Raw genomic sequence first — 26,542 nt, 5'->3', positions numbered from 1 at the left:
GACTTTAGGCAGCTGTTCAGCAGAAAGCGGGTTTAGTCAGCCTTCACGGGCCGGCCGTCTTCGAACAACTCCGGCTGCAGATCGTTATCTTCATCGGAAGGCACGATGCCCGCCTGTTCCAGTTCTTCTTCTGCGATTTCGCCAAGAACCTTCTTGCCCGCCTCCACCCGCTCCCGGGCTTCGTCCATGATTTTCTTCGCAAGAGCGGCATCCTGATCCATCAGCTGCTGCAAGGCGCCGGCTTCCAGTACAAGCAATTGGCAATCCCGGTAGGCAACGACTGTCGTGCTGCGAATTGCCTGATTGAGAAGCGCAAGCTCGCCAAAGAAATTGCCCTCCCCCAAAAACACCGTCCCGTGTTCCATGCGGATTTCGACTTCACCGCTCGTGATGAAAAACATCCGGTCAGCGATGTCCCCCGCTTCGGCAATGGTGGCCCCTTTGCGCACGTTGAAGGCTTGAAGAAGTTTTGAAACCGACGCCACTTCCGTCGCGCTCAGGTCCTCAAACAGCGGCACGCGGGCAACCATGGACCAGGTAACCACGAAATCCCGGCTGTGGATCTCGCGCGCGAAAGCGGAGGCAATGATACCGACCGGCAACGCGATCAATCCATACCCCATGAGCATCACGACTGCCCCGACCATCTTGCCGAGGTTGCTGATCGGCACAACGTCGCCATACCCAACCGTGGTCACCGTGGTGATGGCCCAGTAAATGCCATGCAGGATGCTGCGGAATTTCTCCGGCTGATGATTGTGTTCAATCAAATACATCAGCGTGGCAGCCATCAGGATCACGCCGAAGATGATCATGCTGGACCCGATGAGTGCCTTGCGTTCTGCGGCGACAGCGGAAATGAGCGAGCGGAGCGCCGGGGAATATCGAGCGAGCTTCAAGAACCGCAACAGACGAAGGATGACAACCATGGTCACGGCCTGGTTTGGCAAAACCAGAACCAGAACAAGGGGCAAAGCGCCTATGAGATCGACAATCGCATCCGGATGAAGCGCATAGCGCAACCGGGCTCCGACAGGACCGTAGCGGCGCATCGGCGGGTGAAGATCCGCCACATAGAGTCTCAGGATGTATTCGACCAGAAAAATGACGCCGGAGCCGAGCTGCAAAAACCTTAGATGCGGGCCGAATGTGTCCCGGATTTCCGGCACGGTCTCCAAGACGGCAAACACGACATTTGCCACAATCAGGAAGATCAGAAAATTGCGCAAGCTTTGCGCGGCAAGACGGCGTTTACCGGTATCTTCAAGCACTTCGTAGAGTGCGCGTTTAAAATCATGGCCGGGCACAGTCTGTCCTGCTTGCAGTGGACTCATTTTCAAACACATAGCCGAAGTTTCAAATTGCACAAAATTCATCTGCCACGCATCTGAGGACAGTTCAGTCGTATCGAAGGAAGCATCGGAAAAATAGACTATTTTCGAATGGGCACGGGATGCTCATAATGTTGGACTTAGTGTCACCAATCAAACATGTATCTCAATCAGCTCATTTTCAGGACATGTGGAAACATGCTCGCCAAAAATATCCATATCTGTTGCACACTGCTCATCTGCCTGTCGGCGTTCTTGTCAAAGCACAGTCTCGCTGGCGAGTGCTCAGATGTGAGGCTTTCCGGACCGCCAGTGTGGCCCCCATATGTCAATGGCGAGGAAAAGGGAACCGAAAGAACCGGCCTGGCAATTGATCTGGTAAATGACATTTTCAGCGAACTGGGTGTGACTCACCAGATTGACGACGCCAAACCATGGGCGCGCGTCACTTCTGAACTCGAACAGGGTAAAATCGACATCGTGTTTGCCTTGCTGAGTTCCCCGCAACGCCGTGAAAACTATGTTTTCACCGAGTCTTGGCTGGACGACTACTATGCCGTTGTGACGTATCGGGGCCGTGAGTTCCCTTTTGAAGGCATGGAAGACCTGAAAAGCCGGCGTGGTGTGGTTTATCACGGGATCAATCTGCCTCCACCGCTGAACCAGGCTCAGTCAGAAGCCTATGATCTCATCGAAATCCCAGAAATACCGTCTCTATACAAAATGCTTCGGCTTGGTCGCGCCGACTACATCCTGACGTCACCATTGACCTTCAAACGGCTCATGCCGGACGGGTATGTCTGGAGCGACTTTACCGTCCTGGAGCCTTCGATCGTCCGTATACCGATTTATATGGCCATATCGAAGAAATCGCCTTGCCTCACGATCCTGGACAACCTGAACGCCAAAATCTCACAGCATGGTCAAAGACTGAAGACGGAGCGCTACTCAGAGATCTTTTCCAACTAGGCACACCAAGGGCTCAGGTTGGCTCCATAGCGGTGTTTTCAAACCTGCAGGAAAAAGAAAAGGCGAGAGGATCCTCCTCTCGCCTGTTGATTTCGTCTTTTTTGACGGTTTCAGATTAAAGACCGGCCAAATGCGCCTCGATCGCAGAAACGGCACTGTCGGCTTTCGCCCCATCTGGGCCGCCAGCCTGAGCCATGTCCGGACGGCCACCGCCGCCACGACCGCCGAGCGCCTCAGAGCCGATCCGCACCAGATCCACGGCACTCACCTTTTCGGTCAAATCCTTCGTGACCGCCGTGACAATGGCCGCTTTCCCATCTTCCGCAACGTTGATGAGCACAACCACACCGGACCCGAGCTGGGTCTTGGCGTCGTCCGCCATGCCTTTCAGGTCCTTCGGGTTGATGCCTTCGACAGTGCGCGCCATCAGTTTGAAACTACCGGCGTCCTTGACCGGCGTACCGCCGTCCGCGCCGCCGCCCATTGCGAGCTTCTTGCGCGCATCGGCGAGTTCTTTTTCCAGCTTGCGCCGTTCCTCGACAAGTTGAGCAACGCGGGAGGGTACATCCCCAGCACCCACCTTCAAGATCCCAGCAACTTCCCGCAGGCGTTTATCCTGTCCATCGAGATAAGCCCGCGCTTCGGCGCCGGTCAACGCTTCGATCCGGCGGACACCGGCAGCAACGGCACCTTCTGAAACAAGCGTCACGAGGCCGATGTCACCGGTCCGCTTGACGTGCGTTCCGCCGCAAAGCTCCAGTGAATAAGGCTTGCCCTTCTTGTCGCCATGGAGCGCTGTTCCCATAGAGACGACGCGGACTTCCTCGCCGTATTTCTCACCGAAGAGCGCCATCGCGCCAGCCTCGATCGCATCATCAACAGCCATCAAACGGGTTTCGACAGACGCATTCTGCAGGACGATTTCGTTGGCAAAGGTCTCGACCGTTGCCAGCTCGTCATCACTCACCGGCTTCGGATGCGAGAAGTCGAAGCGCAGTCGATCCGGTGTTACCAAAGACCCCTTTTGCGCAACGTGCGTTCCAAGCACTTCCCGCAAGGCTTCATGCACGAGGTGAGTTGCCGTGTGGTTGGAGCGGACAGACGACCGGCGGTCGTGATCGACTTTGAGTTCGAGGGCAAGGCCCGGTGTTGCGGTGCCTTCTTTAACCGTCACCACATGCACAAAGAGGCCGTCCGCTTTCTTTTGCGTATCAGTGACGATGATTTTGACACCGGGCGCGGTCATCACACCCGTATCGCCGACCTGACCACCGCTTTCACCGTAGAACGGTGTCTGGTTGAGAACAACGAAGCCGCTCTCACCAGCTTTCAATTCGTTGGTCTCCGCATCATCTGCCGCCAAGCCCGCAATGACACCTTCCGCAACTTCTGTCTCATAGCCGAGGAAGTCGGTGGCCCCATACTTTTCTTTCATGGCAAACCAAACGGCTTCGGTTGCCGCACCGCCTGAACCGGACCAGGCCGCACGCGCTTCCGCTTTCTGGCGCTCCATGGCTGCATCAAAACCGTCCGTATCGACGGTGATGTCCCGGACCCGCAACGCGTCCTGCGTCAGATCAAGTGGGAAACCGTAGGTGTCATAAAGCTTGAAGGCCGTTTCACCGTCGAGCTGACCACCGGCGGTCAAATCTTCAGTTGCTGTGTCCAGCAATCCAAGGCCGCGCTCCAGCGTTTTGCGGAACCGGGTTTCTTCCAGCTTCAGCGTTTCTGTAATCAACGCTTCGGCCCGCGTCAGCTCTGGATAGGCCCTGCCCATTTCACGGATCAGCGACGGAACCAGCTTGTGCATCAGCGGCTCGCGCGCGCCCAACAGATGCGCGTGGCGCATGCCACGGCGCATGATCCGGCGCAGAACATAGCCGCGGCCTTCGTTCGACGGCAGCACGCCGTCGGCGATCAAAAAGCTGGTGGAGCGCAGGTGATCCGAGATCACCCGGTGGCTCGAAAGTGCATCACCGGACGCCTCAACACCTGTTTCGTGCTCCGAGGCGGAGATCAACGCGCGGAACAGGTCGATGTCATAGTTGTTGTGGACGCCCTGCAGAACGGTCGCAAGACGCTCAATGCCCATGCCCGTATCGATGGACGGGCGCGGCAAATCGAGGCGCTCATCCGGTGTCTGCTCGTACTGCATGAAGACGAGGTTCCAGATCTCGACGAACCGGTCCCCATCTTCTTCCGGCGTTCCTGGAGGGCCGCCCCAGATGTGGTCGCCGTGATCGTAGAAGATTTCCGAACACGGGCCGCATGGACCGGTGTCCCCCATGGTCCAGAAATTGTCGGAGGTCGGAATGCGGATGATCTTATCATCGGAAAGACCGGCGATCTTTTTCCAGAACACGGCCGCATCATCGTCTTCTGCGTAAACGGTCACCAGCAGGCGGTCCTTCGGAAGACCGTATTCCTTGGTGATCAGGTTCCAAGCGAGCTCAATCGCACGTTCCTTGAAATAGTCACCGAAGGAAAAGTTGCCGAGCATTTCGAAGAATGTGTGATGGCGCGCCGTATAACCGACATTGTCGAGATCGTTGTGCTTGCCGCCTGCACGCACGACCTTCTGGGCAGTAACGGCCCGGCTGTAATCCCGCGTCTCCAGACCGGTAAAGACGTTCTTGAACTGGTTCATGCCCGCATTTGCGAACATCAGCGTCGGATCATTGCGGGGAACCAGCGGGCCGGAGTCGACCACCTCGTGGTCGTTGGCCTTGAAGTAATCCAGAAAGGCGGAGCGGATTTCGTTTACGCCGGTCATTCACGTCTCGCTTAGATCCGGACCCGCGTCCGGGTCCTAAAGAAACATCGACAAAGGTGCGTTGCAGAGAAACTCCCAGCGCACCGGAACAGCCTTTTAACTTTCGGCACACGGTGTGTCCAGCGGTCTCAGCCTGAGTTTCTGCGGTCCGGATCGAACTTTTGGGTGCAGTCTGAAGACGCAATCACGCAGGTACGCCTGCTCGACAAAAAGCCCTCCCTGATTAACTCAGGGAGGGCTTTATATCTTCTTAGAACACCGGGCTATCGCTTCAACAAGCGAAGGGTTCCGGTATCAGCATGCACGAACCTAATCGTCGTCTTCTTCACCGCCTGCCGGATCGATGATGGCCTCGGCAATGAGACCAGCGTTCTGGCGGATGGCCAATTCGATCTCGTCAGCGATCTCTTTATTGTCGCGCAAGAACTGCTTCGAGTTTTCCCGACCCTGACCGAGCCGTTGGCTGTTATAGGAGAACCAGGCGCCGGACTTTTCGACAATGCCGCCCTTGACGCCAAGGTCGATCAACTCGCCCATCTTGGAAACGCCTTCGCCATAGATGATGTCAAACTCGACCTGACGGAATGGCGGGGCAAGCTTGTTTTTGACCACTTTAACGCGGGTCTGGTTGCCGACAACCTCGTCCCGATCCTTAATCGCGCCGATGCGGCGAATGTCCAGACGGACCGATGCGTAGAACTTCAAGGCGTTGCCGCCCGTGGTGGTTTCCGGAGAACCGAACATGACACCAATCTTCATGCGGATCTGGTTGATGAAGATCACCATGCAGTTCGACTTGGAGATCGACGCCGTCAGTTTCCGCAAGGCCTGGCTCATGAGACGCGCCTGCATCCCCGGCAGGCTGTCCCCCATCTCACCTTCAAGCTCGGCTTTGGGTGTCAGCGCAGCGACCGAATCGATGACCAGCACATCAATCGCACCAGACCGGACAAGCGTATCGGCGATTTCCAGAGCCTGTTCCCCGGCATCTGGCTGGGAAATGAGCAGGTTGTCGATATCAACACCCAGCTTGCGGGCATAAATCGGGTCAAGCGCGTGCTCGGCATCGACGAAGGCACAAATGCCGCCGGTCTTCTGTGCCTCGGCCACCGTGTGCAGAGCCAGTGTTGTCTTACCAGAGGATTCCGGTCCGTAGATCTCGACAATCCGGCCTTTCGGCAGGCCGCCAATACCAAGGGCGATGTCCAGACCAAGCGAGCCTGTGGAGACGGATTGTACCTCCACGGCCTGCCCCTGGCCCATTCGCATGATGGAGCCTTTGCCAAAGGCCCGTTCGATCTGGCTGAGCGCTGCGTCGAGCGCTTTTGTCTTGTCCATCTGGCTGCTTTCTACGAGACGAAGTGTACTTTGCGACATGGCTGAACGCTCCTTATTCCATGATGGACGCGCTGTTTCAATCCGCTCCTTTGTACCTATTTTGTTCTCATTTTTCAAGACGCCAAAACCGATTGGTATATAATTGGATTTTGCCGTTTGTTTCCAATATGTTCTCACATCGACACTTAAAGAATAACGCTAGGTAAGTTAAATTTGGAACATTCTGAGACCGGGTATCTTGAGAGAATCACAGAGCGGCCGGCTGGTTGCGAACAAAGACGCGATCTGCTAGCCCGCCGGTCTTCAAATTTTCTACAGGGACGTCCAAGCTGAAATGGCACTCCCACTCCTCTATCGATGTAATGATGACAAACGTGTCCCCTTCCTCTCCCCTACCGGTCTTGTGTGTCGGCGCGATCCACTATGATACGCTTGCCCATGGCAGCGAGATTTATCGTCCGGAAACGTCAACTCCGGCGAAGCTGACAGCAAAGCCCGGCGGAGTTGCAACCAACATTGCACGGACACTTGTTCGGCTGGACATTCCGACCGGGCTCGCCGGGGCAATTGGAGCCGATGGCGCGGGTGCGAGCCTATCGGAACAACTGACCGCCGATGGGATCGAGCTTTTCACTCTGGAACGTGCCGGATTTTCGACGGGTCAATACATTGCCTTTCACAATCCGGACGGGTCGCTCGCGGCTGCAAGCGTGGATGATCGGGTGCTGAGCGAAGCCCCTGCCGATGCCTTTGACCCGATCTTCCAGGCACTCTCGGCGTCCTTGAAAACCGGGCTGTGGTTTATCGACGCAAACCTGCCGGATGAGCTTCTGAAGGGTGTTGCCGATCAAGCACCTGAAGGCAGGTTGATCGCAAACGCCGTTTCCAATGCCAAAGCCTCCCGGCTGCTGCCGTTTCTTTCGAAACTCCATTGCCTGATGCTCAATCGCGGCGAAGCGCTCGCCATGACCGGCAAAACCCCAGAGACATCGAGCGAAGACTTGCTCCGCAACCTTCAACGCCTCGGCGCTAAGCGCGTGGTCCTGACCAATGGTAAATCCGATGTGCTTGTCCTCAACGAAGAGGCAATCACCGCTCATGAGACGCTTGCAACTCAAATCGTTGACGTAACCGGCGCCGGAGATGCTTTGACCGCTGGCACGATTGCCGGCCTCAGCCGGGGGTATCCTTTGAGCGATGCCGTGCCGCTCGGGCTTCGGGCCGCCGCCATCACGCTGAAAAGCACCGGAGCCCTGGCAGAGGGATTATCGTGGGACGCCTTGGTAACCTCGCAGGAAATTTGACCAGATGGACAAATGCCACACTTGGCGGCTTCGATTCCAATGTCTATAAGGCGCAAAATTCTCACGGCTCCGGCCGACCTGCCACACATCTAAAAGGCTTTTGCTTGTGACACAAACCGCCCAACCCGCCGCTTTGAAAAGCCTGATCGTCTACAGCGACGAAGTCCGTGATGCGCTCGCCGCCAACAAGCCGCTCGTTGCGCTGGAATCGACCATCATCACTCACGGCATGCCGTTTCCGCGGAACGTGGAAACAGCCCGGCAGGTCGAAGCTGATATTCGGGAAAACGGTTCTGTTCCTGCAACGATTGCCATCATGGACGGAAAGATCCATGTCGGCCTGTCCGATGCGGATCTCGACCGGCTTGCCCAAGCCGAAGATGTCATGAAGTGCTCACGGGCGGATCTCACTTTTGCACTTGCCACAGGCCGCTACGGCGCAACAACGGTGGCCGCGACGATGATGGCGGCGCACGCAGCTGGCATCAAAGTCTTCGCAACAGGCGGCATCGGCGGTGTGCACAAGGGCGCAGAGCAAAGCTTCGATATCTCGGCGGACCTCGATGAACTCGCACGCACGCCTGTCTGTGTCGTATGTGCTGGCGCCAAGGCGCTTTTGGACATTCCGAAAACCCTTGAGGTTCTGGAAACAAAAGGCGTTCCGGTCGTTGCCTACGGGACTGACGAATTGCCGGCCTTCTGGTCCCGCGAAAGCGGCCTCAGCGCTCCCTACCGTCTTGATACGCCAAACGAGATCGGTGCGCTTTTGAAGGTGCGGGAGAACTTTTTAGATCATGGCGGTGTTCTGATCACCAACCCGGTCCCGGAGACGGATGAAATTCCCCGCAATGAAATGTCAGGTTTCATCGACGCGGCCATCAAGACAGCAGCTGAGCAGAATGTGACCGGCAAGGACGTGACACCGTTCGTCCTCGGTAACATCCTTGAGCTCACCAATGGCCGCAGCCTCGACACCAACATTGCGTTGGTGCGCAACAATGCGCGTCTCGCTGCAAGAATTGCCGCTGAACTGGATTAACGATTGAGGAGCTGCCAGTCCGCGCTGAAACCGGCACAATGGCCCAAAAAGCGTGTCTGCAAACAGCACCTCTTGATGCCCTGACTTGATTGAGTTTCACTGATCTCATCTGCCATTTTTCACGAAAGGCAATGGCATGACAGATGAGAAGACCGGCCCAGACACCGCGACCGAGCATATGGTCGATTATGACCGGAACTCCTACATGCAGAGCAATCTGGTCAAAAGTAGAGCAGACTGGATAGAAAGAGCTGTTCGGGACATCGGTCCGCAGAAAACGGAGTTCCGGCATCTCGATCTCGGCTGCGGCCCGGGTCATACGGCAATAGAGGCAGTCAAACCTTCTATCGCGGCCTACCGTCCCCTTTCTCCAAACGGCCGCATCGCCATCTGCCACGGCGATCAACCACACAATGACTGGAACGGCTTGCTTGGTCTCGTATTCTCAGGGGCCGGATATTTACAAGACAAAAATATCCGGACAGAGGCCTCGATCGGATCCTTTTATGACGTCATGGCAGCCCCGGACTCGGTCTCGTTGGCGACCTGTTTTGTGGCCAGCCATTGGCTGTCGCACCCCCTGCTGATCTCTTCGCCCGGCACGGTCTGGTATGCCGACCTTGAGGGCGAGGCCCGGGCGGCCTACGAAGATCTCGCAAGAACCGACTGGACCACATTCTTGAGAAGCCGGGCAATCGAACTTGCGCCCGGCGGCTATTTGATCGTCTCAACCCTTGGAAGCACGCCGGACCTTGAAGAGATCAATGGCATCCGCGGATCAGCCCGCCACCTTTACCGGGCCATTCACAAGGTCGCCGCGACGATGGTCACCGATGGGCTCTTATCCAAAGAGACTCTTGACCGGTTCATATTTCCGCTCTGGTTTCCCTCTGTCAGCGACGCAGTTGGTCCGCTCATTCAAAACGAGGATCTGGAAGCTGCGTTCGAAGTGATTGAGGCCTCCGTCACCGACGCTGCAATCAACCCGCAAGACGCTTATCAAGACTGGCTGGCGGACCCTGAAAGATACGCTGAGCTCTACACCGGGTATGTCAGAGGCTTTGGAGAATCATCACTCCGCCTACACCTGTTTGAAAAATCGGCAAAAACCGTTGATGAGGCGGATGCCTTGACTGCAACGTTTTTCAAGCGCTTCGAAGAACTTTACCGAGCCGAGCCCGGCCGGTATGCATCCGAAACACTCACGATGACCCTCGTATTGCGGCGCCGATGATCTTATGTCCAAGGTCCGCTCAAAAGCCAAGCAGGGCTGACCCGTAATGCAAAAAGACTGTCATCTCATGGCTGTAAGGCTAAGTGACCTAACGGGATGGGTTTTCATTGACAACATGCCCGTTGGCAGTCCTATGTGAAGCGCTGTAGTCATTCAGACCGCGCAAAACTGGTGCGGTTAAACATAAGCAAACAGGTATCGAGGTGTTTTAAATGGTTGAAGAAAACTCCCAAGGAACAGCTGTTCAAACCCCAGCTCCGGCCGGTGGATTTTCGCCCCTTCAATACCTCGACCGCGCTTTGACAACGCTGCGCGACATCGGCATCACGCCGGAAACAGAAGCGGACGCGCCGATCAACGCCCTTTTGGAACAGATTTCGGATCTGTCTCCGGACAAGGTGCTGATCATTTCCCGCACGCTAGGCCAGGCTTCGAACTTCAATGAAGTGGTCCGCAATCAGGTCCAGCAGATGGACATTGGTGAGCGGTATGAAGAAATCACCGACGCGTTCAATTCGATCCGGGACGACGCCAAGACTTTGGTGGACCAGCTCGCAGACGGCAAGATCTCCTTCACCGAGAATCTCTCAAACAAGTGGCGGGATATGCGCCGCGGCACTATTTCCGACCGCTTCACCGACATCCGCACCACCTACAAGGATGTTGCCAAGGCGACCAAGGACCAGATTGAACGGGAACAGACAATCCTCGAAGCCTATCGGGACTTCCGGGGTGCCCTGAAACAAGCTGAAGTCACGGCGCTCGAGCTGCTGAACATGGCCACCGCCAAGCTGGATGCAGCGAAGTCAGCACTTGAAGGAGCCTCGGCAGAAGTTGAGGCCTACGCTGGCGATGATGCTGCCCAAAAGGCCCGCCTTGAACTGGCTCGCGACGAACGGCTGCGCGAGATGCAGGACGAGGAAAAGCGGTACCAGATCGCAAAGGATCTCTCAGACAACCTGACCGTTGGCTACAACACGTCCGAAGTGATCATGGCGCGGCTCGTCCAGACCACCAACGCCAAGGAGCGAGTATACGCCCAGTCGGTCAGCTTCTTCTCGACGAACGAGTCTGTTCTGACCGCACTCAATGCCTCCTTCACAGGTCTGCAAGGCCTGCATGAATCCACCGAAACGCTCAACGCCATGAAGGACGGCATCAACAAGAGCCTGGAGACGCTGGCAGAGATCGGTGACGCCGTCCAGAAAGAGGCACTCAAGGCCGGTTATGGTCCGACTGTTGCGGCCGCATCAGTAAAGAAACTTGTTGATTCCGTTGTAAACTTTCAGGTCCAGTCCCGTGAAATCATTTCAGAAATGCGGGATATGTCGACCAAGAACTCCGAAGAGATCCGCAACGCAGTCGAGGACGGCAAGCGCCGCCTTGCCAAGTTGACGGCCGAAGGCCAAGGGCTCTAACTTCGGACTAAGACCTACTGGGAGCCGGGTCTGCCCGGCTCCGGCAATTTGGGAAGACCCAAGTCTATGGCTGCACAGCCCGACACGCCGCTCGATGATCTGATGATGGCGATGGACGTGGTGGACACGCTCCGCCACGAAGAAGGCCAGGTCGCGCGCGAACTTAAAGCCGACGAACGCGATACCGCCATGGTGGAGCGGCTGCGCAAGGTCTATGCCGCGCAAGGGATCGATGTCCCGGACCATATTCTGAAAGCCGGTGTTGAAGACCTCAAGCGGGACCGGTTTGTCTACAGTCCGCCGGCCGCCGGCTTTCAGCGCACGCTGGCCATGGTCTACATCACGCGCTCGATCTGGTCCAAATGGCTGGCCGGACTGGCCGCTGTTCTCATCGTCGCGACCACGGCGTGGTACATGCTCGTAACGCTGCCGGCACAGCGGTCCGAAGCTGCCCTTGCTGAGCGGCTTGAAAACATGCCGCAAACCTATTCCGAACTGTTTCAACGCATCGATGACCTGACCGGAAACACTGCAATCGAGGCCGATGCCCAGCGCCTTGTGGACGATGGAACCATCGCGCTTGCAGACGGCAAGACCGATGCGGCCTTCAAGGCGGAGGCTGACCTCAGGGATTTGGCCAGCCGTCTTGCCGAAGTCTTTGACGTCCAGATCATTTCAAGGGAAGGCGTACCAACCGGCATTACCCGAATCCCTGACGCCAATCAGAACGCGGAAAATCACTATATCGTGGTTGAAGCGGTCGATCCGGACGGCAACATCTTGGAGCGCGACATCGTCTCGGAAGAAAACGGCCAGACGGTTCGGGTCAACAAGTGGGCACAGCGGGTATCCGATACCATCTACAATGCAGTCCGGCGCGACAAGGTCGATGATGGCATCGTCCAAAAAGGAACCTTGGGCCAAAAGCAGCGCGGTGAGCTGGACATCACCTGGCGCAGCGGCGTGCAAAACGGAGCGATCACCGAATGGTAAGACTGCTTTGCCGATTTCCTGACATGCGGAACAGACAATGCTGACAGGCCGGCAGACCCTTGGAACCATTGAACAGGCGCTCAGCGATCTCCGCCGCGAAGAGGCAGAGCTCAGCCAGCGGATCGAACGCGCGACCCGCGGGCTGACCGACCTGCAGGAGCGACAAACCGAAGCCTATCGGGACCTTGCCCGCTTTCATCTGGACAATGATGCGGCCGGCGCACTCAACACCCGCCTGGACAGCGCCGCGCGGGAAGCCCGTCGGCTTCTGGAAAAACGCACGGCAGACTACAAGGTCTTGAGTGACCAACTGCGGCAGTGCGAGAGCGAACGCAGCACGCTTCATGCTCGCCGCCAGCAGTTGGATGCGGATCGGGATACCGCCGAAAACCAGATGGACGACCTTCTGGAGGCGGTCGACACGCGCCTGGAAGGCGATGACGCATTTCAACGCCAGAAGGCTGCAGTCGAGCGCGCTGAAGAAACGGCAGCTGCGGCAGCTGAAAAAGCACAAACGTCAGAGGCTGACCGGCTCGAAAAAGGGAAAGCCTACGAAGCTGATCCGCTGTTTCTTTACCTCTGGGACCGGGGGTTTGCGACACCCTCTTATGACAAGCGCGGTTTGACCCGATCTCTGGACCGCTGGGTCGCCGGGTTGATCGGGTATAATGACGCCAGAGCCAACTACGCGATGCTCACCGGGATCCCTGAGCGCATGGCCAAACATGCCGCACGCTGCGCCGAGATCGCAGACCAGGAACAGGCGAAACTAGCCGAGCTCAGCCGCAACGCCATGACCGATGCCGCAGGCACGGATCTGGTCGGAAGTATTGAAACGCTGAGCGGCGAGATCGACGACATCGATGGCGAGCTGGATCAATTGGACCGGCGGATCGAGACCCTCGCCGGTGCCCTGGCAGAGTTCGCAAGCGGCGAAGACAACGATTTCCAGAAGGCCGAAGAACACCTCGCGTCTTCGCTGCAGATGGATGCGCTCAATGATCTGTGGCGGGCGGCCATCGAAACGCCGTCTCCGGAAGACGAGAAAATTGTCCAACGCATCGAGGACTTCAAGGACCGCATTGAGCAGGTCGCCCGGGAGGTCCGCCAGGACCGGGAACTGCAGCGTGATATCGGCCGCCGCCGCGCCGAGCTTGCAGATGTCGTCAAACGGTTCCGCTCCAATGGATATGGCAGCTGGGAAACAACGTTTTCCGATGATCGCTTGACGACGGTGCTGCTCGGCGAACTCGTGAAGGGCGCGATTTCCGGCGCGGAGTATTGGGATAGGGCACAACGGTCCCACAAGCGCCGCCGTCCCAAGGGCCGCCGGGTGGCATTTCCAAAGGGCAAAGGCCTTCCCCGCTCCATGGGCGGCTTCGGCGGCATTCCGGGTCCCGGCGGGTTTGGCGGGCCGGGCGCCGGTATGCCGGGCGGGAATGACGGGTTTGGTGGCGGCGGCTTCAAGACCGGCGGCGGATTTGGCGGTGGTGGCTTCAAAACCGGCGACACATTCTAGGGTCATATTTGTGACACTGGTGCAGAAACCGGCCCTTACGATACGGCAGCTTCCTTGCACTGGCGAAAGACCTGTTTTAGACCGAACCGATAGAGACATTCATACAAGCTCAGGCGATCTCATGCGGCATCTCATTCTTGCAGGCCTTTGTGCACTCACACTTGCAGCGTGCCAGTCCAGCAACACCCAACAAGCGTCCCTTGGAAACCAGCCGCAGCTGACCGTGCCGCAGGGCGCGCAAAGCGTTAAGGTCGCCGCCGACCCGATGACCGTTCGCTCCGCTTTGGTCTCAAGCGCCCAGGAACGCGGCACCATCGTGATCCAGGATGAGCCGAATATGGTCGTCATGGAACGCCAACTCACCGGCGAAAACCCGGCACTGGACAGCCAGTTTGGTCCCTCGGACAATGGCAACCGGGTTATCCGCATCCGGCTCCGCTTCACAGGCACCCCATGTGAGACGCTCATTGTTCAGGATCTTGCCGTGATCAACAACGTCCGCACGGCGCTGGAACAGAGCTTCGTTCTGCCGGGCAATCCGAACACCATGCAAAGCCTGCAAGGCCTGAAGAGCCGTGCCGAACAGAGCAGCTCCTGCCCGCCGGTCGCATCTTAAACCACATCAGTTTGACGCCGTGTTTTCCCACGCCCGTTCGCGCACCTTCGAAATATAAAAAGTATTTTCTTGTTTAATCGTGCTTCATACCTACCTGTCGCTAGGAATTGATGGTTGCAGTGACAGGCCAAGGAGCGGATGAAACATGGGCACGCTAGATGGCAAGACAGTGGTTATCACCGGTGCGGGCCGATCGACCGGCCGGGCACTCGCGGCAGCCTTGGCGGACCGTGGCGCAGACGTTCATCTTTCCGCACGAGACAAGACACAGGCCGAAGACACGTGCCGCTTTATCAAAGATGTCACCGGCTCGTCTGCCACTGCCTACAACTGCGATATCGCCGATCCGCACAGCATCCGTCAGTTTGTCTCGGATCTGAGGGCCAGGACGCCCAAGATCGACATCCTGATCAATAGTGCGGCCATGTGGCTGTCCGGATCCTTTGAATCGACGGACGACGATCATTTGATCGCCGCCGCAAATTCTACGGTGACTGGAACGATCTTGCTGACAAAACACTGCCTTCCGCTTCTGGAAATGTCAGATGAGCCTGACATCCTGACCATTGTGTCAAAGTCGGGTTTGGCATTGGAGGGTCAATCGGAACCCAATGCTGCCTACCATGCCACCAAGAGCGCTCAGACCGCCTTCATGAACCGGCTTCGCCAAACACACTCCCATATCCGGGTCATGTCCGTCTTTCCGCCCGATTTTGAAAGCGATCTGGAATACAGGAGTTCCGCCTGGTTCGAACGCCCCTCTCCAGGCACAGGCAGAACAATGTCCGCCCGGCATGTCGTGGAAGCGATCCTGTTCGCCCTGGAACAAGACCGCATCTGTTCAGTGGAATCGCTCGTCCTCGGCAATTCCGCGTCAGGTTAGATCAACCGAACACACGATGCCGTTCGCGCCGGCTACCAAACTTAGGGTTCAGGCCGGCACGGCCTCGGGCGCGAATTGTTTCAGAAACTCCGGGCTCGGAGGGATCGGTTTGATCACATCGATCATGACACCGTTCGGGTCTTCGGTGATGAAATGCCGCTGACCAAAAGGTTCGTTCTTCAGCGCCTGCAGGATCGGCAGTCCGGCGTCCTTGGCGCCTTCATAGATCTGATCGACATCTTCCACCTCAAAGTTCAACAGCATCGCCCCCGTGCCCTGCCCCCGGCGGACTTCCGGGATGGTTTCATGGTTCTGATCGAGAATGGCGAGGTTTACGGCCTCGTCTTCAATCGATTGCAGATGTACATACCAATCCGCCTCAAACACGGCCTTGAAGCGAAAGTGATCTTGATAAAACCGGGCAGTCTTGGTCACGTCCTTGGTCATAAGGACAGGGTAATACTGGGTGCATTTCATCACGCGTCTCCTGCAATCCAACACAGAGCATCAACTCAACTGAGCTGATGGGGCTTTTCAGCCACAACAAATAAACATACAGTATGTATGTAATTTTTAATTAACATACAGGCTGTATGTATGCAAGATGAAAAACCGCGCCGGTCCCAGGCCGAGCGCCGTGCTGAAACCCGGAAAGCACTTCTGGACGCTGCCCGTGCACTCATTGTTGAAAAGGGATATGCGGAGACCGGGACACCGGAGATCGTCAAACGCGCCAACGTCACCCGAGGGGCGCTCTATCATCATTTTGAGGACAAGCCGGACCTGATGCGCGCTCTGGTGCAGCAGGAAGCTGAGGCGGTCGCAGCTGAAATTGCCTCTGACACCAACACCAGTCAGTCTCCGCTGGAGGCCTTCATGGCCGGGGCCAGCGCCTACTTTTCCGCCCTGTCCGTGCCTGGACGGGCAAAGATCCTGCTTCTTGAAGGTCCAACGGTGCTCGGCCTGGAAGAAATGGCCGAGATCGACCGGACAACCGGCGGCGCAACGCTTCTTGAAGGATTGCAACACAGTGCGGCGCATGGGTATTTGCAGGACGTTCCCCTGAAGCCGCTCGCCGAGCTCCTGTCCGCCGCCTTCGACCGGGCGGCACTCGAAATCGCCAATGGCGCAGACCGTTCAGCTTACGAAACAGCGACAAAGACACTTCTCGCCGGTGTCCTGGCAACCAAGTGAGCTGGTAATCAAAACAAAACGGGACTAAGAGGACCCCACCTTCCGAGTGCGTCCGACCAGCCAGTTTCTGTCCGTCCGCGCCAGTTTCCAAAGATCGGGTCCAATTTGGCCGAAGTTGCTTTTGATATTCCGCTGCTGTTGTTCGTGGCTGCTTTCATTGCCGGGTTTATCGATTCCATTGCAGGCGGCGGCGGATTGATCGCCATTCCTGCCCTCCTCATGGCCGGGCTCCCACCGCTGGAAACGCTCGGAACAGCCAAACTGCAGGCGCTGTTTGGCTCCGGTTCCGCCACCCTTGCCTACTCCCGCCGAGGGCTTGTTGATTACAAAGTCATTCTGCCGATGGCCGGATTGTCGGCCGCGGGAGCGGTCTGTGGAGCGCTGGTTGCCACAATCCTGCCAACAGACGTGCTCCAGACAGCCTTGCCCCTCGTCTTGATCCTGATTGCTGTCTATTTCGCGCTGAAACCCAATGTCGGCGCCGTTGAACAGGTGCCGCGGATGACCAGCTTTGCCTTCGGCGCCACCCTTGTGCCGTTAATCGGTTTTTACGACGGCATCTTCGGCCCGGGCACTGGATCCTTTTTCATGCTCGCCTTTGTCGCCCTGATGGGCGCAGGTCTCTTGAAAGCCACGGCCCATACGAAGGTGCTGAACTTTGCGTCGAACCTTGCCGGATTTCTCGTGTTCATGGTGAGCGGAGCCGTGTTCTGGAAGATCGGCCTGCTGATGGGGCTGGGGCAGTTTCTCGGCGCGCAGGCCGGGTCCAAGCTTGCGATGAAGAACGGCGCGAAGATCATCCGCCCACTCCTGGTGTGTTCGTGCATCGCCATGGCCGTCAAACTGCTTCTTGATCCTGCAAATCCGGTCCGCATCATGCTGGCGTTGTGAGTTGTCGATCAATGATCTGAACAGGTTACCGCGGGCCCAACTACCGTTATAGTGTCTCCATCCTTTTCCGAAGCGCTGGATATTCATGCCCACCATTTATCAGCTCAAATCCCGCTTTCAGGATCTCCTCCGTCCACTCTGTAAAAGGCTTGCCGCTGCTGGTGTGACGGCGAACCAGGTGACACTGTTGGCTCTGGTGCTTTCGATTGCGGAGGGTTTGGCGCTTTGGATATTTCCGGGCACCTTTTGGCCGCTCATTCTGTTGCCCGTAATTCTGTTTGTCCGGATGGGTTTGAACGCCATTGACGGCATGCTCGCCCGCGAACACGACCAGAAATCGGATCTCGGCGCGATCCTGAATGAACTCGGCGATGTGCTGTCCGATGCCGCTCTTTACCTGCCCTTCGCAGTACTGCCGTTTTTTCCGAGCGAACTGGTTGTCGGATTGGTGGTCCTGGCGATCATCGGCGAGATGACCGGTGTCATCGCCGTCCAGATCGGGGCAAGCCGGCGGTATGACGGACCGTTCGGCAAGAGCGATCGGGCCGCCCTTTTCGGCCTGTGCGGCGTTCTGGTGGCCTTTGGGCTGACCGCGGAACTCTTTTTTGCGATCCTGATGGGTCTCGGCGTTCTTCTATCCGCCGTCACCATCTGGAACCGCGCCAAGAACGCCCTGGGCGAACTGGAGACGCAATGACCCTGCAAGCCATCCACTGGGCCTTGATCGGCATCTGGGGGCTGCTGATCGCAGCTAGCCTCATCGTTTACATCCTCTCCAAACGCTCGGAGAAAAATCTTTCAGAACTGGTTCAGCGCACCCAAAGCTGGTGGGTAATGGTGGCGATCTTCACAGTCGCCTTTCTCGTCTCCAACACGATTTCGATCATCGTTTTCGCCCTGATCAGTTTCCTGGCGCTGAAAGAGTATTTCTCGATGATCCCGACCCGGCGCGCAGACCGGCGGGTGCTGTTCTGGGCGTATCTGTCGATCCCGGTTCAGTATTTCTGGGTCTATGACAGTTACTACGGGATGTTTGCCGTGTTCATCCCGGTCTACATGTTCCTGTTCTTGCCCTTTGCCAGCTTGCTCTCCCAGCAGACCGAAGGGTTTCTGAAGTCCGTGGGCACGCTCAACTGGGGCCTGATGCTCTGCGTGTTTTCAATCTCCCACGCGGCCTTCCTCTTGATCCTGCCGCCGACCGAAGGCAACTCGGCGGGCGGTGCATGCCTGCTTTTGTTCCTGGTGTTCCTGACCCAGTTCAATGACGTTGCCCAGTACACCTGGGGCAAGATGTTCGGACGGCGAAAAATCATTCCGGGCGTCAGCCCGAACAAGACCTGGGAAGGGTTTCTAGGTGGTGTCGGCACGACCTTTGTGCTCGCCATTATAACCGCGCCTTTGGTGACGCCCTTCAGCCTTGCACATGCAGCAGCCGCCGGGCTCTTGATCCCCGTGGCCGGGTTTATCGGCGATGTCACCGTCTCAGCGCTCAAGCGCGATCTCGGTGTTAAGGATACCGGAAGCCTCATTCCCGGCCATGGCGGTATTCTCGACCGGATCGACAGCCTGACCTTCACCGCCCCGCTGTTTTTCCACTTTACCCGCTATTTTTATTATTAGGCCGGGATGATGCTGCAAAAGGTCTTTTATATCTTCGTCAAGATCGCAGTGCTGTTTCTGCTCGGGCTGAATGTCAGGCGCAAAGACCTGCTGCCCTCTGAAGGGCCGGCAATCATCGTCGCCAATCACAACAGTCATCTCGACACGATGGTGCTGATGGCCTTGATGCCGCTGTCAAAGCTGAAGGACATCAAGCCGGTTGCCGCCGCCGACTATTTCTTTTCCTCGCCCTGGAAGGCTTGGTTCTCAGAACATGTGCTCGGGATCATCCCGGTCGAACGGAAAGGCACGGATCGGACCTCTGATCCGCTGGAAGGCTGTTACCAGGCGCTGGACAAAGGCCAGGTGTTGATCCTGTTTCCGGAGGGCTCCCGAGGCCAACCGGAAGAAATGACCGGCCTGAAAAAGGGCATTTCCTATCTCGCCGAACGCGCGCCCAGCGCCCCTGTCGTTCCGGTGTTCACCCACGGCCTTGGCAAGGCGCTGCCAAAGGGTTCGTTTTTGCTTGTGCCGTTTTTCTGCGATATTTTTGTCGGCAAACCAATCACTTGGGCGGGTGACCGGACTCAGTTCATGAACACCCTGCAAGACCGGTTTAACGACCTTTCGTCGGAAAAAACCTTTGCGCCTTGGGAGTAGTTCCCTGGGGTTCACTTCCCCCGCAAGGGATACCGGAACGGCTCTTCAAAGACATCAATCACCTTGGTGCCAGCCTTGATGACCGCGCCATGCTCGACATTTGCCGGAATATCATAGATTGCGCCGGGGCCCATGGTCCGGGTCTCTCCGCCGATGGTGAACTCGATCTCGCCGGACAGCACTGTTCCCCACTGCGCCAGATGAGAATGCGGTGGCAGGACCATGTCCTTCTTGAAATCAAAGAAAACCACCAATCCCCGGTCCGACTGGACCGCGTAGGAAGAGACAACGTCCTCAGGAAACGGCACATCCAAAGCGGGGAAAGACTTGATGAAATCAGGCAGGTCCACGGGCTACTCCTTTATCTGCACAGGGCATACCTAGCGCAGATCTCTGGGCCATGACTAGCCGTCCAGCACATCCTTGACGGTTGTGGCGAGCTGTTTGAGCGTAAACGGCTTCGGCAGGAAGAAGAACTTTTCGTTGGCCGGCAGATTTTCCTCAAACGCATCTTCCGCATAACCGGACACAAAAATGATCTTCAGATCCGGACGTGTCTTGCGCAGCTCGACCAGCAGTGACGGGCCGTCCATTTCCGGCATGACCACATCGGAAACGACGAGATCGACATCGCCGCCCGTCTCTTCCATCACCTCAAGGGCTTCCATGCCGGTGCCGGCCTCGTGAACCGTGTAGCCACGGGAGGCCAAGGCGCGCGCAGCAAACGCCCTTACCGCCTCTTCGTCCTCTACGAGAAGGATCGAGGCGGAGCCGGTTAGATCCGCGACCTTTTCCTTCTCGGGTTCCTTCGCCTCTTGCTTCGGCTCATCGACAACGGCCGGGATGTAGCGCGGCAAGAACAGGCGGAAGGTTGTGCCTGCATCAATTTCCGAGGTGCAGAAGATGAACCCGCCGGTCTGCTTGACGATCCCGTAGACGGTCGAGAGGCCGAGCCCTGTGCCTTTGCCGACTTCTTTGGTGGAGAAGAACGGATCGAAGATCTTCTCCATCACATCGGGCGGAATGCCGTGACCTGTATCTTCCACCTCGACCAGCATGTATTCACCCGGCGGCATGCCGCGGGTGTTTTCAAATTGGGTCGATTCAGATTCAGAGACATTGCGCGTGGATATCGTCAGGCGGCCGCCATCCGGCATCGCATCCCCAGCATTCACGGCCAAGTTGACGATCACCTGCTCCAGCTGGTTGAGGTCGGCCATGACCGGCCACAGATCCCGCCCGTGGATGACCTTCAGATCCACCTTCTCGCCAAGCAACCGGTCAAGCAGGATCGACAGATCAGCGAGAACGTCATTCAGTTCAAGCTGCTGCGGACGCAAGGTCTGGCGGCGCGAGAATGCCAGCAGCTGCCGCACAAGCCCGGCGGCGCGGTTGGCGTTCTGCTTGATGTTCATGATGTCCTGGAAGGACGGATCGGTTGGGCGATGGCTTGCCAGAAGCAGGTCCGAAAAGCCGATGATCGCAGTCAGAACGTTATTGAAATCGTGCGCGACACCACCGGCCAGCTGGCCGATCGCCTGCATCTTCTGGCTTTGCGCAAACTGAGCCTCAAGGGCGCGTTGCTGCGTCGTTTCCAGCGCATAGACAATGGCGGCCTCGCCATCGCCCTCACCTTCCTGAACAGCGGAGACGTAAAATGTTGCCGAGCGCGGGTCATTGCCTTCGACAAGCGGAATATCGATCGGCGCGATTTCGCTGATCCCGTTCGCCGCGGCGCTCAAGGCCTTGCGGAGATCTTCCTGACCATTGTCCGCGACATAGGCTTCAAGTTTCGGCGCTTCATCGTCCGTATCGACCGCACCGAACAATTTCAGGAACGGCGCGTTTGTGCGCAGCACCCGGCCTTCCTTGTCAAGGGAGGCGATTGCAATCGGCGTATTGTTGAAGAAGCGGGCGAAACGCACTTCTGCAGCACGCAGCGCTTCAGAGGCTTCCTCGCCTCGCGACCGGTTCAAAACCAGGGTGCGGCTGTCGCCTTGGGTGCCGTTTTCGCCAAAGGGAACCCGGTGCAACAAACGAACCGGAAGCCCGAGGCCATTGCGGGTGACGAAATCCAGATCAAAGGTTTCGCTCTTGACCTCACCAGCCTGTCCCTTCACGGAGCGGATCAGTTCGGTGCCATCACCGCGGACAATATCGGAGAGCCCGAGATCCCCAGCGTCAAACTGCGCCAGGTCATAACCGAGCCAATCGGCGAGGGTCGCGTTGAGGTATACGATCCGTCCCTGAGCGTCTGACGACAGGAACCCCGCCGGGGCATGATCGAGGAAATTGATAACGCGCTGAAGTTCCTGGAAGGAATTCTCCTGCTCAGCGCGATCCCGGGTGATGTCCGACAACTGCCAGACCGCCATGACCTTGCCGGACGCGTTGCCAGACACTTGGAGCGGTCGTACAGAGACACGATACCAGCGCGCTTTTCCCTCCGCCCGGCCAAGCGGGAACGGCATACGGATCTCTTCCTGCGCCTTGCGGCCATCGCGCATCGCCTGAGACAGACGGAAAATGGCATCGGTCGCGTCGGGATCAGAGGAAAACACGCGTTCAACGACGCGAATATCGGCAGCGGTTTCCGCGCCTGTAAGCTCAGCGTAAGCCTTGTTGGCGTAGACCAGACGGCCATCGATGTCGGTAATGAGCGCACCGTCTTCCAGCGTATCGACAAATGCAGAGGCAAGCGGATTGGCTTCACCAGGCCTTGCGGAAAGGCGCAGAAACCCAATCGCACCGGCAAACAGGCAGAAAACGCCGACAACAGCGAGAATTCCGAGCAAAGCCAGAATGAACGGCTGTGCAACGGCCCGGTCCATGACCGCAAAGGCAGCCGCAGCCCCGGCAAGCACAAGCGCGAGCCCGATCAACAACCCTATGTTTCCGGATCGCTCCGGCCGATTGATCATCGGCCCGCCTGGCGCTCCGTCAAGGTCACTCATACAATCCGTCTCCTCGGCCCGATTCGCTTAGTTTAGGCCGGATTTCAGCATTCTGTTGTTGGCCGGTAATTTCAACAGAGCAAGCGCTCAGTCCTGTTGAAATTCACCCGTTAATCCGCATTCCCTGCGATATCGTTACTTTTTACCGTAATCAATTGGCCCGCCAGGCGGCCCGTTTGCGCATTCTGAAGACGAAACCGATGACCTCTGCAACGGCTTTGAAGTGTTCTTCCGGCACTTCCTGTTCGATCTCAACGCTGGCATAAAGCGCGCGGGCGAGCGGTGGATTCTCGATGACCGGAACCTCGTGTTCCTTGGCCACGTCCCGGATCCGCAAGGCCAGTGCATCCGTTCCCTTGGCTACACAGAGCGGCGCGCCCATCCCCTCTTCATACTGAAGGGCGACGGCATAGTGCGTCGGGTTGGTGACAACGACCGTTGCTGCCGGCACCGCAGACATCATGCGTTTGCGGGAGCGCTCCATGCGCAATTGCCGGATCTTGCCTTTGACGTGGGGGTCACCTTCTGTCTGCTTGAATTCTTCCTTGACCTCTTTGAGGCTCATCTTCTGTTTGTTGAACCACTTGTTCTTTTGGTAGACGAAATCCGCAGCGGCAACGACTGTCATCACGGCAAGGATTGCGGCCAGAACCTGAAGGATCAGAATGCGGGCTTCTTCAAGGATGATCATCTCATCCGCGAAGATCATGATTTCAGCTTCGTCCCGGTGCGGCCACAACACGGCCACCATGACCGCGCCAACAACCAGGATCTTCACCATCCCCTTGGCGAAGTTGACCAGGCTTTCGGAGGAAAACAGTCGCTTGAAGCCAGAAAGCGGAGAGACCTTGGAGAGTTTGGGCTTGATGGTCTCAGCAGTCAGCAATGGCTGATGCTGGATCAAATTGCCGAACACCGCCATGATCACCAGCGCTAGCAGCGGCAGTCCGACAATTAGCGCTACCGATTGTCCGGTGTCCCGCCAAAGGGCCTTGAGCGCATAGCCATCAACCGGAATTTGGTGAGCGTGCTCAATATAGCCCTTCAAAAGACTACCCAGCGATGCCGCAGCCCCGGGCGCCATAATGGCAATCATCAGGGTTGCACCGGCAAGCGTGAACCAGGTGCTGACCTCTTGCGATTTCGGAACGTCCCCTTTGTCATGCGCGTCTTTGAGACGTTTCTGCGTGGGGTCCTCAGTCTTTTCTGAGTCGTCGGTTTCGTCAGCCATAACGCACCGTTACCCCGCTATAAACTTGCCCAGAGCCTGCTGCACATGATCCAGATAGAACATCATCAGCGAGCTCATGAGCACCATGAGAAGGAAGAACCCGATCGCAATGTTCACGGGCATGGCAATGAAGAAGATCTGCATTTGCGGCATCAGCTTGTTCAGCAAGCCAAGGCCGAAATAAAACACCAGACCAACGACTAGAAACGGCGCACTCATACGCACCGCTATCGAGAACACCATCGCCACCGTCTCGGCGAAATTTTCAGAAAAGTCTCCAACCGGCGGCATACTGCCAGGTGGGAATAAAGTGAAACTGTCGTGAAGGGCAGCGATCACCAGAAAATGCGTGTCTGTGGTGAAGATCAGTGTGATGCCGACCAGCGCCAGAAAGTTACCGTAAAGCGCGCCTTGCTGGCCCTCGTTGGAGATGTCCGTACCAAGCGCGAAGGCAAGCCCTGACTGGTTCGCCATGATCACGCCAGCGATTTGCACGGCAGACGTCACCAACTTTGCGCAAAGCCCGATGGCCACCCCGATGATGATTTCGCTGATCAAGAGGACACCGAGCTGTGCCGGGTTCGATACCAGGTCCGCGGGGTAGAGCTGGGAGCCGACCGGGTAGAGCACCAAGGTCAGTGCAAGGGCGATGGTTAGACGAAACCGGGTCGGGATCGAGCTTTCTCCAAGAGCTGGAAGCAGCATGATCATCGTGCCAAGACGCGCAAACATCAGCATGAATGCGGCAGCAACGTCTGGCAGAAAATCAAGCTCGATCGTCATCCCTCAGGCCTCAAACCGGACCGGTGGTGAGGATCATCTCTGCGATTTGAGCCATAAACCCTTCCAGGACCTGACTCATGAACGGCAGGGAAAGCAGCAGCGTTACGAAGATCGCGAGGATCTTCGGCACGAACACCAGCGTCATTTCCTGGATCTGCGTCAATGCTTGAAACAGCGCAATGATCACACCGACAAGAAGACCGATCACCATGGTTGGCCCGGCAATCAGGATCATCGCCCACACGGCAGACCGGGCCAGGTCAAGCACTTCAGGACCGGTCATCACACCACCTCCGCACTGCTGCGTTTTCAAACAACGCGAAAAAACCGATCAGATCGGCATCCGCATGATTTCTTCATAGGCCGAGATCACCCGGTCGCGGACCGCTACCATGGTCTCCAGAGTAACCTCAGCTTCGGCAACGGCTGTCACAACATCGACCACATCAGCCTTGCCCTCAATCAAGCCCACTGCCTTGGTGTCTGCCACTCGGCCCTGATCCACGACATTTTCGACCGCGCTCTGCACCATCTGCCCAAAATCAACCTGCTCGCGTACAGGTGCCGGGTCTTCGATCGCTTTCGCCTGCTGCTGAAGCTGTGCAGCCAGTTGGTAGGCATTGTTGGCAATGGACATCGTCGACATGGGTTACTTCCTTAATCCGGCTGCTTCAGGCGAAGGCGCGAATGGCCTCACGCCCGCAATATATCGATCGTCCGCTGCAGCATTTTGCGGGTGGTTTCGATGACATTGAGGTTGGCTTCATAGGAGCGCTGCGCTTCGCGCATATCGGCGGATTCAACCAGAGTGCTGACGTTCGGCTGTAAGACGTAACCGTTTTCATCCGCCGCCGGATGCCCGGGCATATGGGTCGACTTGAAAGCAGACTTGTCTTCAACAATCCGTCCGAGCTCCACCTTGTCAGCGCCAAGTTGCTTGTCGAATTCGGACTGAAAGGTCGGAATTTTCCGCCGGTACGGCTCTTCGTCCGGCGTCCGGGCGGTCGAGTTTGCGTTGGCGATGTTTTCAGCAATCACCCGCATCCGTCCGTTCTGCGCCTTCAGGCCGGAAGCGGAGATGAACAGGGACTTCATCAGATCCATAGGATGTCACTCCTCATTGCATTGCCGTTCTGTTACGCGGTCTTCGAAAGTGCAGTGCGGATCAACCCAAGCCCCTTGGTGTAAAGGGTGGTCGCTGCCTGGAAGTCCATCTGGTTCTGCGTGATTTTCATCATCTGCTCTTCCAGGTTGACCGCATTGCCGCTGGGTGTGATCTCAAAGCTGTCGCGGCGCTCGGCCTTGCCACCGATACCCGATCCGATCATTCCGGATATGTGGGCAACGGAGGTGCGTTCCGTTGTCAGGCCGAAAGCCTCACGCCCTATGTGATCATTAAACGAGTAAGCTTTGACATCGCGCGCTTCGAATTCAGGCGTATCCGAGTTCGCAATGTTCTCAGCCAAGACCCCCTGGCGCGTTTGGTGCCATTGCATCTTGGACTTCAGTGCCTGGAACAGAGGCAGGTCCGTAAAAGCCATCCGATTCACTTTCTGTTAACCAACAGGCAAACATTGCCGCCGAAATGGTTAACGAGTGGTTAACTATTCTTAACAGAACGGCCTGCGGCGTTAATCTTTAACCTGAGCACCGCATGATTTCCGTGCATTTCGCGAATTACCGCCCCCAGTGACAGGCAAATTCTGCCTAGCTCTGTTAACTTTGAGACTAAGAGAGATTCGATACAGGGCATCAAGCGGCAGAAATTGCCATCAGCAGCCGGAACAGGTGCGGCACTGAACGAAAACAGCAG

General features: G+C 57.1%; 26 protein-coding genes. 14 read left to right on the top strand and 12 right to left on the bottom strand.

Translation table 11 applies throughout. The features are described 5' to 3' along the window. Positions 1–32: 32 nt before the first annotated feature. On the bottom strand, positions 33–1,334 hold the full coding sequence (locus ACQY4Z_RS20170) for a cyclic nucleotide-gated ion channel (RefSeq protein WP_428524280.1): 1,302 nt from the start codon (positions 1,332–1,334) through the stop codon (positions 33–35). A 195-nt stretch (positions 1,335–1,529) separates the two neighbouring features. Between ACQY4Z_RS20170 and ACQY4Z_RS20165 the strand changes: the two genes are divergently transcribed. Next, entirely contained in the window at positions 1,530–2,300 is a 771-nt protein-coding gene (locus ACQY4Z_RS20165; RefSeq protein ID WP_428524278.1) for a substrate-binding periplasmic protein, read from the top strand. Positions 2,301–2,415: 115 nt separating this feature from the next. On the opposite strand, the gene alaS is transcribed toward ACQY4Z_RS20165, so the two are convergent. Further along, positions 2,416–5,073, bottom strand: coding sequence for an alanine--tRNA ligase (gene alaS / locus ACQY4Z_RS20160; RefSeq protein ID WP_428524276.1), 2,658 nt, complete (start codon positions 5,071–5,073; stop codon positions 2,416–2,418). A 309-nt stretch (positions 5,074–5,382) separates the two neighbouring features. After that, positions 5,383–6,450: a recombinase RecA gene (recA, locus tag ACQY4Z_RS20155; RefSeq protein WP_133946627.1), complete on the bottom strand. Its 1,068-nt coding sequence runs from the start codon at positions 6,448–6,450 to the stop codon at positions 5,383–5,385. Between the two features lie 326 nt (positions 6,451–6,776). Between recA and ACQY4Z_RS20150 the strand changes: the two genes are divergently transcribed. The 8 genes from ACQY4Z_RS20150 (at position 6,777) to ACQY4Z_RS20115 (ending at position 15,417) form a co-directional block, all read left to right on the top strand. Continuing rightward, on the top strand, positions 6,777–7,715 hold the full coding sequence (locus tag ACQY4Z_RS20150; protein WP_428524273.1) for a PfkB family carbohydrate kinase: 939 nt from the start codon (positions 6,777–6,779) through the stop codon (positions 7,713–7,715). Between the two features lie 100 nt (positions 7,716–7,815). Next, complete coding sequence (locus tag ACQY4Z_RS20145) at positions 7,816–8,754, top strand: pseudouridine-5'-phosphate glycosidase (RefSeq protein WP_428524271.1); 939 nt, start codon at positions 7,816–7,818, stop codon at positions 8,752–8,754. A 136-nt stretch (positions 8,755–8,890) separates the two neighbouring features. Next, positions 8,891–9,988 carry a hypothetical protein gene (locus ACQY4Z_RS20140; RefSeq protein ID WP_428524269.1) on the top strand — a complete coding sequence of 366 codons (1,098 nt, stop codon included), beginning with the start codon at positions 8,891–8,893 and terminating at the stop codon, positions 9,986–9,988. Between the two features lie 212 nt (positions 9,989–10,200). Then, positions 10,201–11,406 carry a cell surface protein gene (locus ACQY4Z_RS20135; RefSeq protein WP_133946616.1) on the top strand — a complete coding sequence of 402 codons (1,206 nt, stop codon included), beginning with the start codon at positions 10,201–10,203 and terminating at the stop codon, positions 11,404–11,406. Between the two features lie 66 nt (positions 11,407–11,472). Continuing rightward, positions 11,473–12,399: a DUF6384 family protein gene (locus ACQY4Z_RS20130; protein ID WP_428524267.1), complete on the top strand. Its 927-nt coding sequence runs from the start codon at positions 11,473–11,475 to the stop codon at positions 12,397–12,399. Between the two features lie 37 nt (positions 12,400–12,436). Continuing rightward, a complete protein-coding gene (locus ACQY4Z_RS20125) occupies positions 12,437–13,918 on the top strand; it encodes a hypothetical protein (RefSeq protein WP_428524265.1) in 1,482 nt (493 codons plus the stop codon). Between the two features lie 121 nt (positions 13,919–14,039). Further along, the gene (locus ACQY4Z_RS20120; RefSeq protein ID WP_428524263.1) at positions 14,040–14,534 is read left to right on the top strand and encodes a hypothetical protein; all 495 of its coding nucleotides are present in this window, start codon (positions 14,040–14,042) and stop codon (positions 14,532–14,534) included. 145 nt (positions 14,535–14,679) lie between these two features. Next, positions 14,680–15,417, top strand: a complete 738-nt coding sequence (locus tag ACQY4Z_RS20115) for an SDR family NAD(P)-dependent oxidoreductase (protein WP_428524261.1) — start codon at positions 14,680–14,682, stop codon at positions 15,415–15,417. A 48-nt stretch (positions 15,418–15,465) separates the two neighbouring features. Here the strand turns inward: ACQY4Z_RS20115 and ACQY4Z_RS20110 are convergent, their stop codons facing one another. Continuing rightward, positions 15,466–15,894 carry a VOC family protein gene (locus tag ACQY4Z_RS20110; protein WP_428524259.1) on the bottom strand — a complete coding sequence of 143 codons (429 nt, stop codon included), beginning with the start codon at positions 15,892–15,894 and terminating at the stop codon, positions 15,466–15,468. 120 nt (positions 15,895–16,014) lie between these two features. Between ACQY4Z_RS20110 and ACQY4Z_RS20105 the strand changes: the two genes are divergently transcribed. The 5 genes from ACQY4Z_RS20105 to ACQY4Z_RS20085 all read left to right on the top strand — a co-directional run bounded on the left by ACQY4Z_RS20105 (position 16,015) and on the right by ACQY4Z_RS20085 (position 19,761). After that, entirely contained in the window at positions 16,015–16,611 is a 597-nt protein-coding gene (locus tag ACQY4Z_RS20105; RefSeq protein ID WP_428524257.1) for a TetR/AcrR family transcriptional regulator, read from the top strand. 105 nt (positions 16,612–16,716) lie between these two features. Continuing rightward, positions 16,717–17,502: a TSUP family transporter gene (locus ACQY4Z_RS20100; protein WP_428524255.1), complete on the top strand. Its 786-nt coding sequence runs from the start codon at positions 16,717–16,719 to the stop codon at positions 17,500–17,502. Positions 17,503–17,587: 85 nt separating this feature from the next. Then, positions 17,588–18,199 carry a CDP-alcohol phosphatidyltransferase family protein gene (locus tag ACQY4Z_RS20095; protein ID WP_428524253.1) on the top strand — a complete coding sequence of 204 codons (612 nt, stop codon included), beginning with the start codon at positions 17,588–17,590 and terminating at the stop codon, positions 18,197–18,199. Then, on the top strand, positions 18,196–19,122 hold the full coding sequence (locus ACQY4Z_RS20090; RefSeq protein ID WP_428524251.1) for a phosphatidate cytidylyltransferase: 927 nt from the start codon (positions 18,196–18,198) through the stop codon (positions 19,120–19,122). The genes ACQY4Z_RS20095 and ACQY4Z_RS20090 overlap by 4 nt, the downstream gene beginning before the upstream one ends. A gap of 6 nt (positions 19,123–19,128) precedes the next feature. After that, complete coding sequence (locus tag ACQY4Z_RS20085) at positions 19,129–19,761, top strand: lysophospholipid acyltransferase family protein (protein WP_428524249.1); 633 nt, start codon at positions 19,129–19,131, stop codon at positions 19,759–19,761. An 11-nt stretch (positions 19,762–19,772) separates the two neighbouring features. On the opposite strand, the gene ACQY4Z_RS20080 is transcribed toward ACQY4Z_RS20085, so the two are convergent. The 8 genes from ACQY4Z_RS20080 to flgB form a co-directional block, all read right to left on the bottom strand. Continuing rightward, a complete protein-coding gene (locus tag ACQY4Z_RS20080; RefSeq protein WP_428524247.1) occupies positions 19,773–20,111 on the bottom strand; it encodes a cupin domain-containing protein in 339 nt (112 codons plus the stop codon). A 54-nt stretch (positions 20,112–20,165) separates the two neighbouring features. Beyond that, entirely contained in the window at positions 20,166–22,715 is a 2,550-nt protein-coding gene (gene cckA, locus ACQY4Z_RS20075) for a cell cycle histidine kinase CckA (protein WP_428524245.1), read from the bottom strand. Between the two features lie 151 nt (positions 22,716–22,866). Next, on the bottom strand, positions 22,867–23,946 hold the full coding sequence (gene flhB / locus ACQY4Z_RS20070; protein WP_422022408.1) for a flagellar biosynthesis protein FlhB: 1,080 nt from the start codon (positions 23,944–23,946) through the stop codon (positions 22,867–22,869). 9 nt (positions 23,947–23,955) lie between these two features. Then, complete coding sequence (gene fliR / locus ACQY4Z_RS20065) at positions 23,956–24,729, bottom strand: flagellar biosynthetic protein FliR (protein WP_428524243.1); 774 nt, start codon at positions 24,727–24,729, stop codon at positions 23,956–23,958. Positions 24,730–24,739: 10 nt separating this feature from the next. Then, entirely contained in the window at positions 24,740–25,012 is a 273-nt protein-coding gene (gene fliQ / locus ACQY4Z_RS20060; RefSeq protein ID WP_428524241.1) for a flagellar biosynthesis protein FliQ, read from the bottom strand. Between the two features lie 48 nt (positions 25,013–25,060). Beyond that, complete coding sequence (locus ACQY4Z_RS20055) at positions 25,061–25,375, bottom strand: flagellar hook-basal body complex protein FliE (RefSeq protein ID WP_428524239.1); 315 nt, start codon at positions 25,373–25,375, stop codon at positions 25,061–25,063. A 47-nt stretch (positions 25,376–25,422) separates the two neighbouring features. Beyond that, positions 25,423–25,833 carry a flagellar basal body rod protein FlgC gene (flgC, locus tag ACQY4Z_RS20050; protein WP_008193086.1) on the bottom strand — a complete coding sequence of 137 codons (411 nt, stop codon included), beginning with the start codon at positions 25,831–25,833 and terminating at the stop codon, positions 25,423–25,425. A gap of 32 nt (positions 25,834–25,865) precedes the next feature. Further along, entirely contained in the window at positions 25,866–26,270 is a 405-nt protein-coding gene (gene flgB, locus ACQY4Z_RS20045) for a flagellar basal body rod protein FlgB (protein ID WP_428524237.1), read from the bottom strand. Between the last annotated feature and the right edge of the window lie 272 nt (positions 26,271–26,542).

The organism is Roseibium sp. (genome assembly GCF_965276855.1).
Lineage (GTDB): Bacteria > Pseudomonadota > Alphaproteobacteria > Rhizobiales > Stappiaceae > Roseibium.
The sequence above is the reverse complement of the archived record's forward strand: the minus strand, read 5'-3'. Positions and strand labels throughout refer to the sequence as shown.

Excerpts from the sequence above, each read along its gene's own strand:
- ACQY4Z_RS20170 (WP_428524280.1), bottom strand. The coding sequence starts at position 1,334 with ATGAGTCCACTGCAAGCAGGACAGACTGTGCCCGGCCATGATTTTAAA.
- ACQY4Z_RS20165 (WP_428524278.1), top strand. The coding sequence starts at position 1,530 with ATGCTCGCCAAAAATATCCATATCTGTTGCACACTGCTCATCTGCCTG.
- alaS (WP_428524276.1), bottom strand. The coding sequence starts at position 5,073 with ATGACCGGCGTAAACGAAATCCGCTCCGCCTTTCTGGATTACTTCAAG.
- recA (WP_133946627.1), bottom strand. The coding sequence starts at position 6,450 with ATGTCGCAAAGTACACTTCGTCTCGTAGAAAGCAGCCAGATGGACAAG.
- ACQY4Z_RS20150 (WP_428524273.1), top strand. The coding sequence starts at position 6,777 with ATGACAAACGTGTCCCCTTCCTCTCCCCTACCGGTCTTGTGTGTCGGC.
- ACQY4Z_RS20140 (WP_428524269.1), top strand. The coding sequence starts at position 8,891 with ATGACAGATGAGAAGACCGGCCCAGACACCGCGACCGAGCATATGGTC.
- ACQY4Z_RS20135 (WP_133946616.1), top strand. The coding sequence starts at position 10,201 with ATGGTTGAAGAAAACTCCCAAGGAACAGCTGTTCAAACCCCAGCTCCG.
- ACQY4Z_RS20130 (WP_428524267.1), top strand. The coding sequence starts at position 11,473 with ATGGCTGCACAGCCCGACACGCCGCTCGATGATCTGATGATGGCGATG.
- ACQY4Z_RS20125 (WP_428524265.1), top strand. The coding sequence starts at position 12,437 with ATGCTGACAGGCCGGCAGACCCTTGGAACCATTGAACAGGCGCTCAGC.
- ACQY4Z_RS20120 (WP_428524263.1), top strand. The coding sequence starts at position 14,040 with ATGCGGCATCTCATTCTTGCAGGCCTTTGTGCACTCACACTTGCAGCG.
- ACQY4Z_RS20115 (WP_428524261.1), top strand. The coding sequence starts at position 14,680 with ATGGGCACGCTAGATGGCAAGACAGTGGTTATCACCGGTGCGGGCCGA.
- ACQY4Z_RS20110 (WP_428524259.1), bottom strand. The coding sequence starts at position 15,894 with ATGAAATGCACCCAGTATTACCCTGTCCTTATGACCAAGGACGTGACC.
- ACQY4Z_RS20105 (WP_428524257.1), top strand. The coding sequence starts at position 16,015 with ATGCAAGATGAAAAACCGCGCCGGTCCCAGGCCGAGCGCCGTGCTGAA.
- ACQY4Z_RS20095 (WP_428524253.1), top strand. The coding sequence starts at position 17,588 with ATGCCCACCATTTATCAGCTCAAATCCCGCTTTCAGGATCTCCTCCGT.
- ACQY4Z_RS20090 (WP_428524251.1), top strand. The coding sequence starts at position 18,196 with ATGACCCTGCAAGCCATCCACTGGGCCTTGATCGGCATCTGGGGGCTG.
- ACQY4Z_RS20085 (WP_428524249.1), top strand. The coding sequence starts at position 19,129 with ATGATGCTGCAAAAGGTCTTTTATATCTTCGTCAAGATCGCAGTGCTG.
- cckA (WP_428524245.1), bottom strand. The coding sequence starts at position 22,715 with ATGAGTGACCTTGACGGAGCGCCAGGCGGGCCGATGATCAATCGGCCG.
- flhB (WP_422022408.1), bottom strand. The coding sequence starts at position 23,946 with ATGGCTGACGAAACCGACGACTCAGAAAAGACTGAGGACCCCACGCAG.
- fliR (WP_428524243.1), bottom strand. The coding sequence starts at position 24,729 with ATGACGATCGAGCTTGATTTTCTGCCAGACGTTGCTGCCGCATTCATG.
- fliQ (WP_428524241.1), bottom strand. The coding sequence starts at position 25,012 with ATGACCGGTCCTGAAGTGCTTGACCTGGCCCGGTCTGCCGTGTGGGCG.
- ACQY4Z_RS20055 (WP_428524239.1), bottom strand. The coding sequence starts at position 25,375 with ATGTCGACGATGTCCATTGCCAACAATGCCTACCAACTGGCTGCACAG.
- flgC (WP_008193086.1), bottom strand. The coding sequence starts at position 25,833 with ATGGATCTGATGAAGTCCCTGTTCATCTCCGCTTCCGGCCTGAAGGCG.
- flgB (WP_428524237.1), bottom strand. The coding sequence starts at position 26,270 with ATGGCTTTTACGGACCTGCCTCTGTTCCAGGCACTGAAGTCCAAGATG.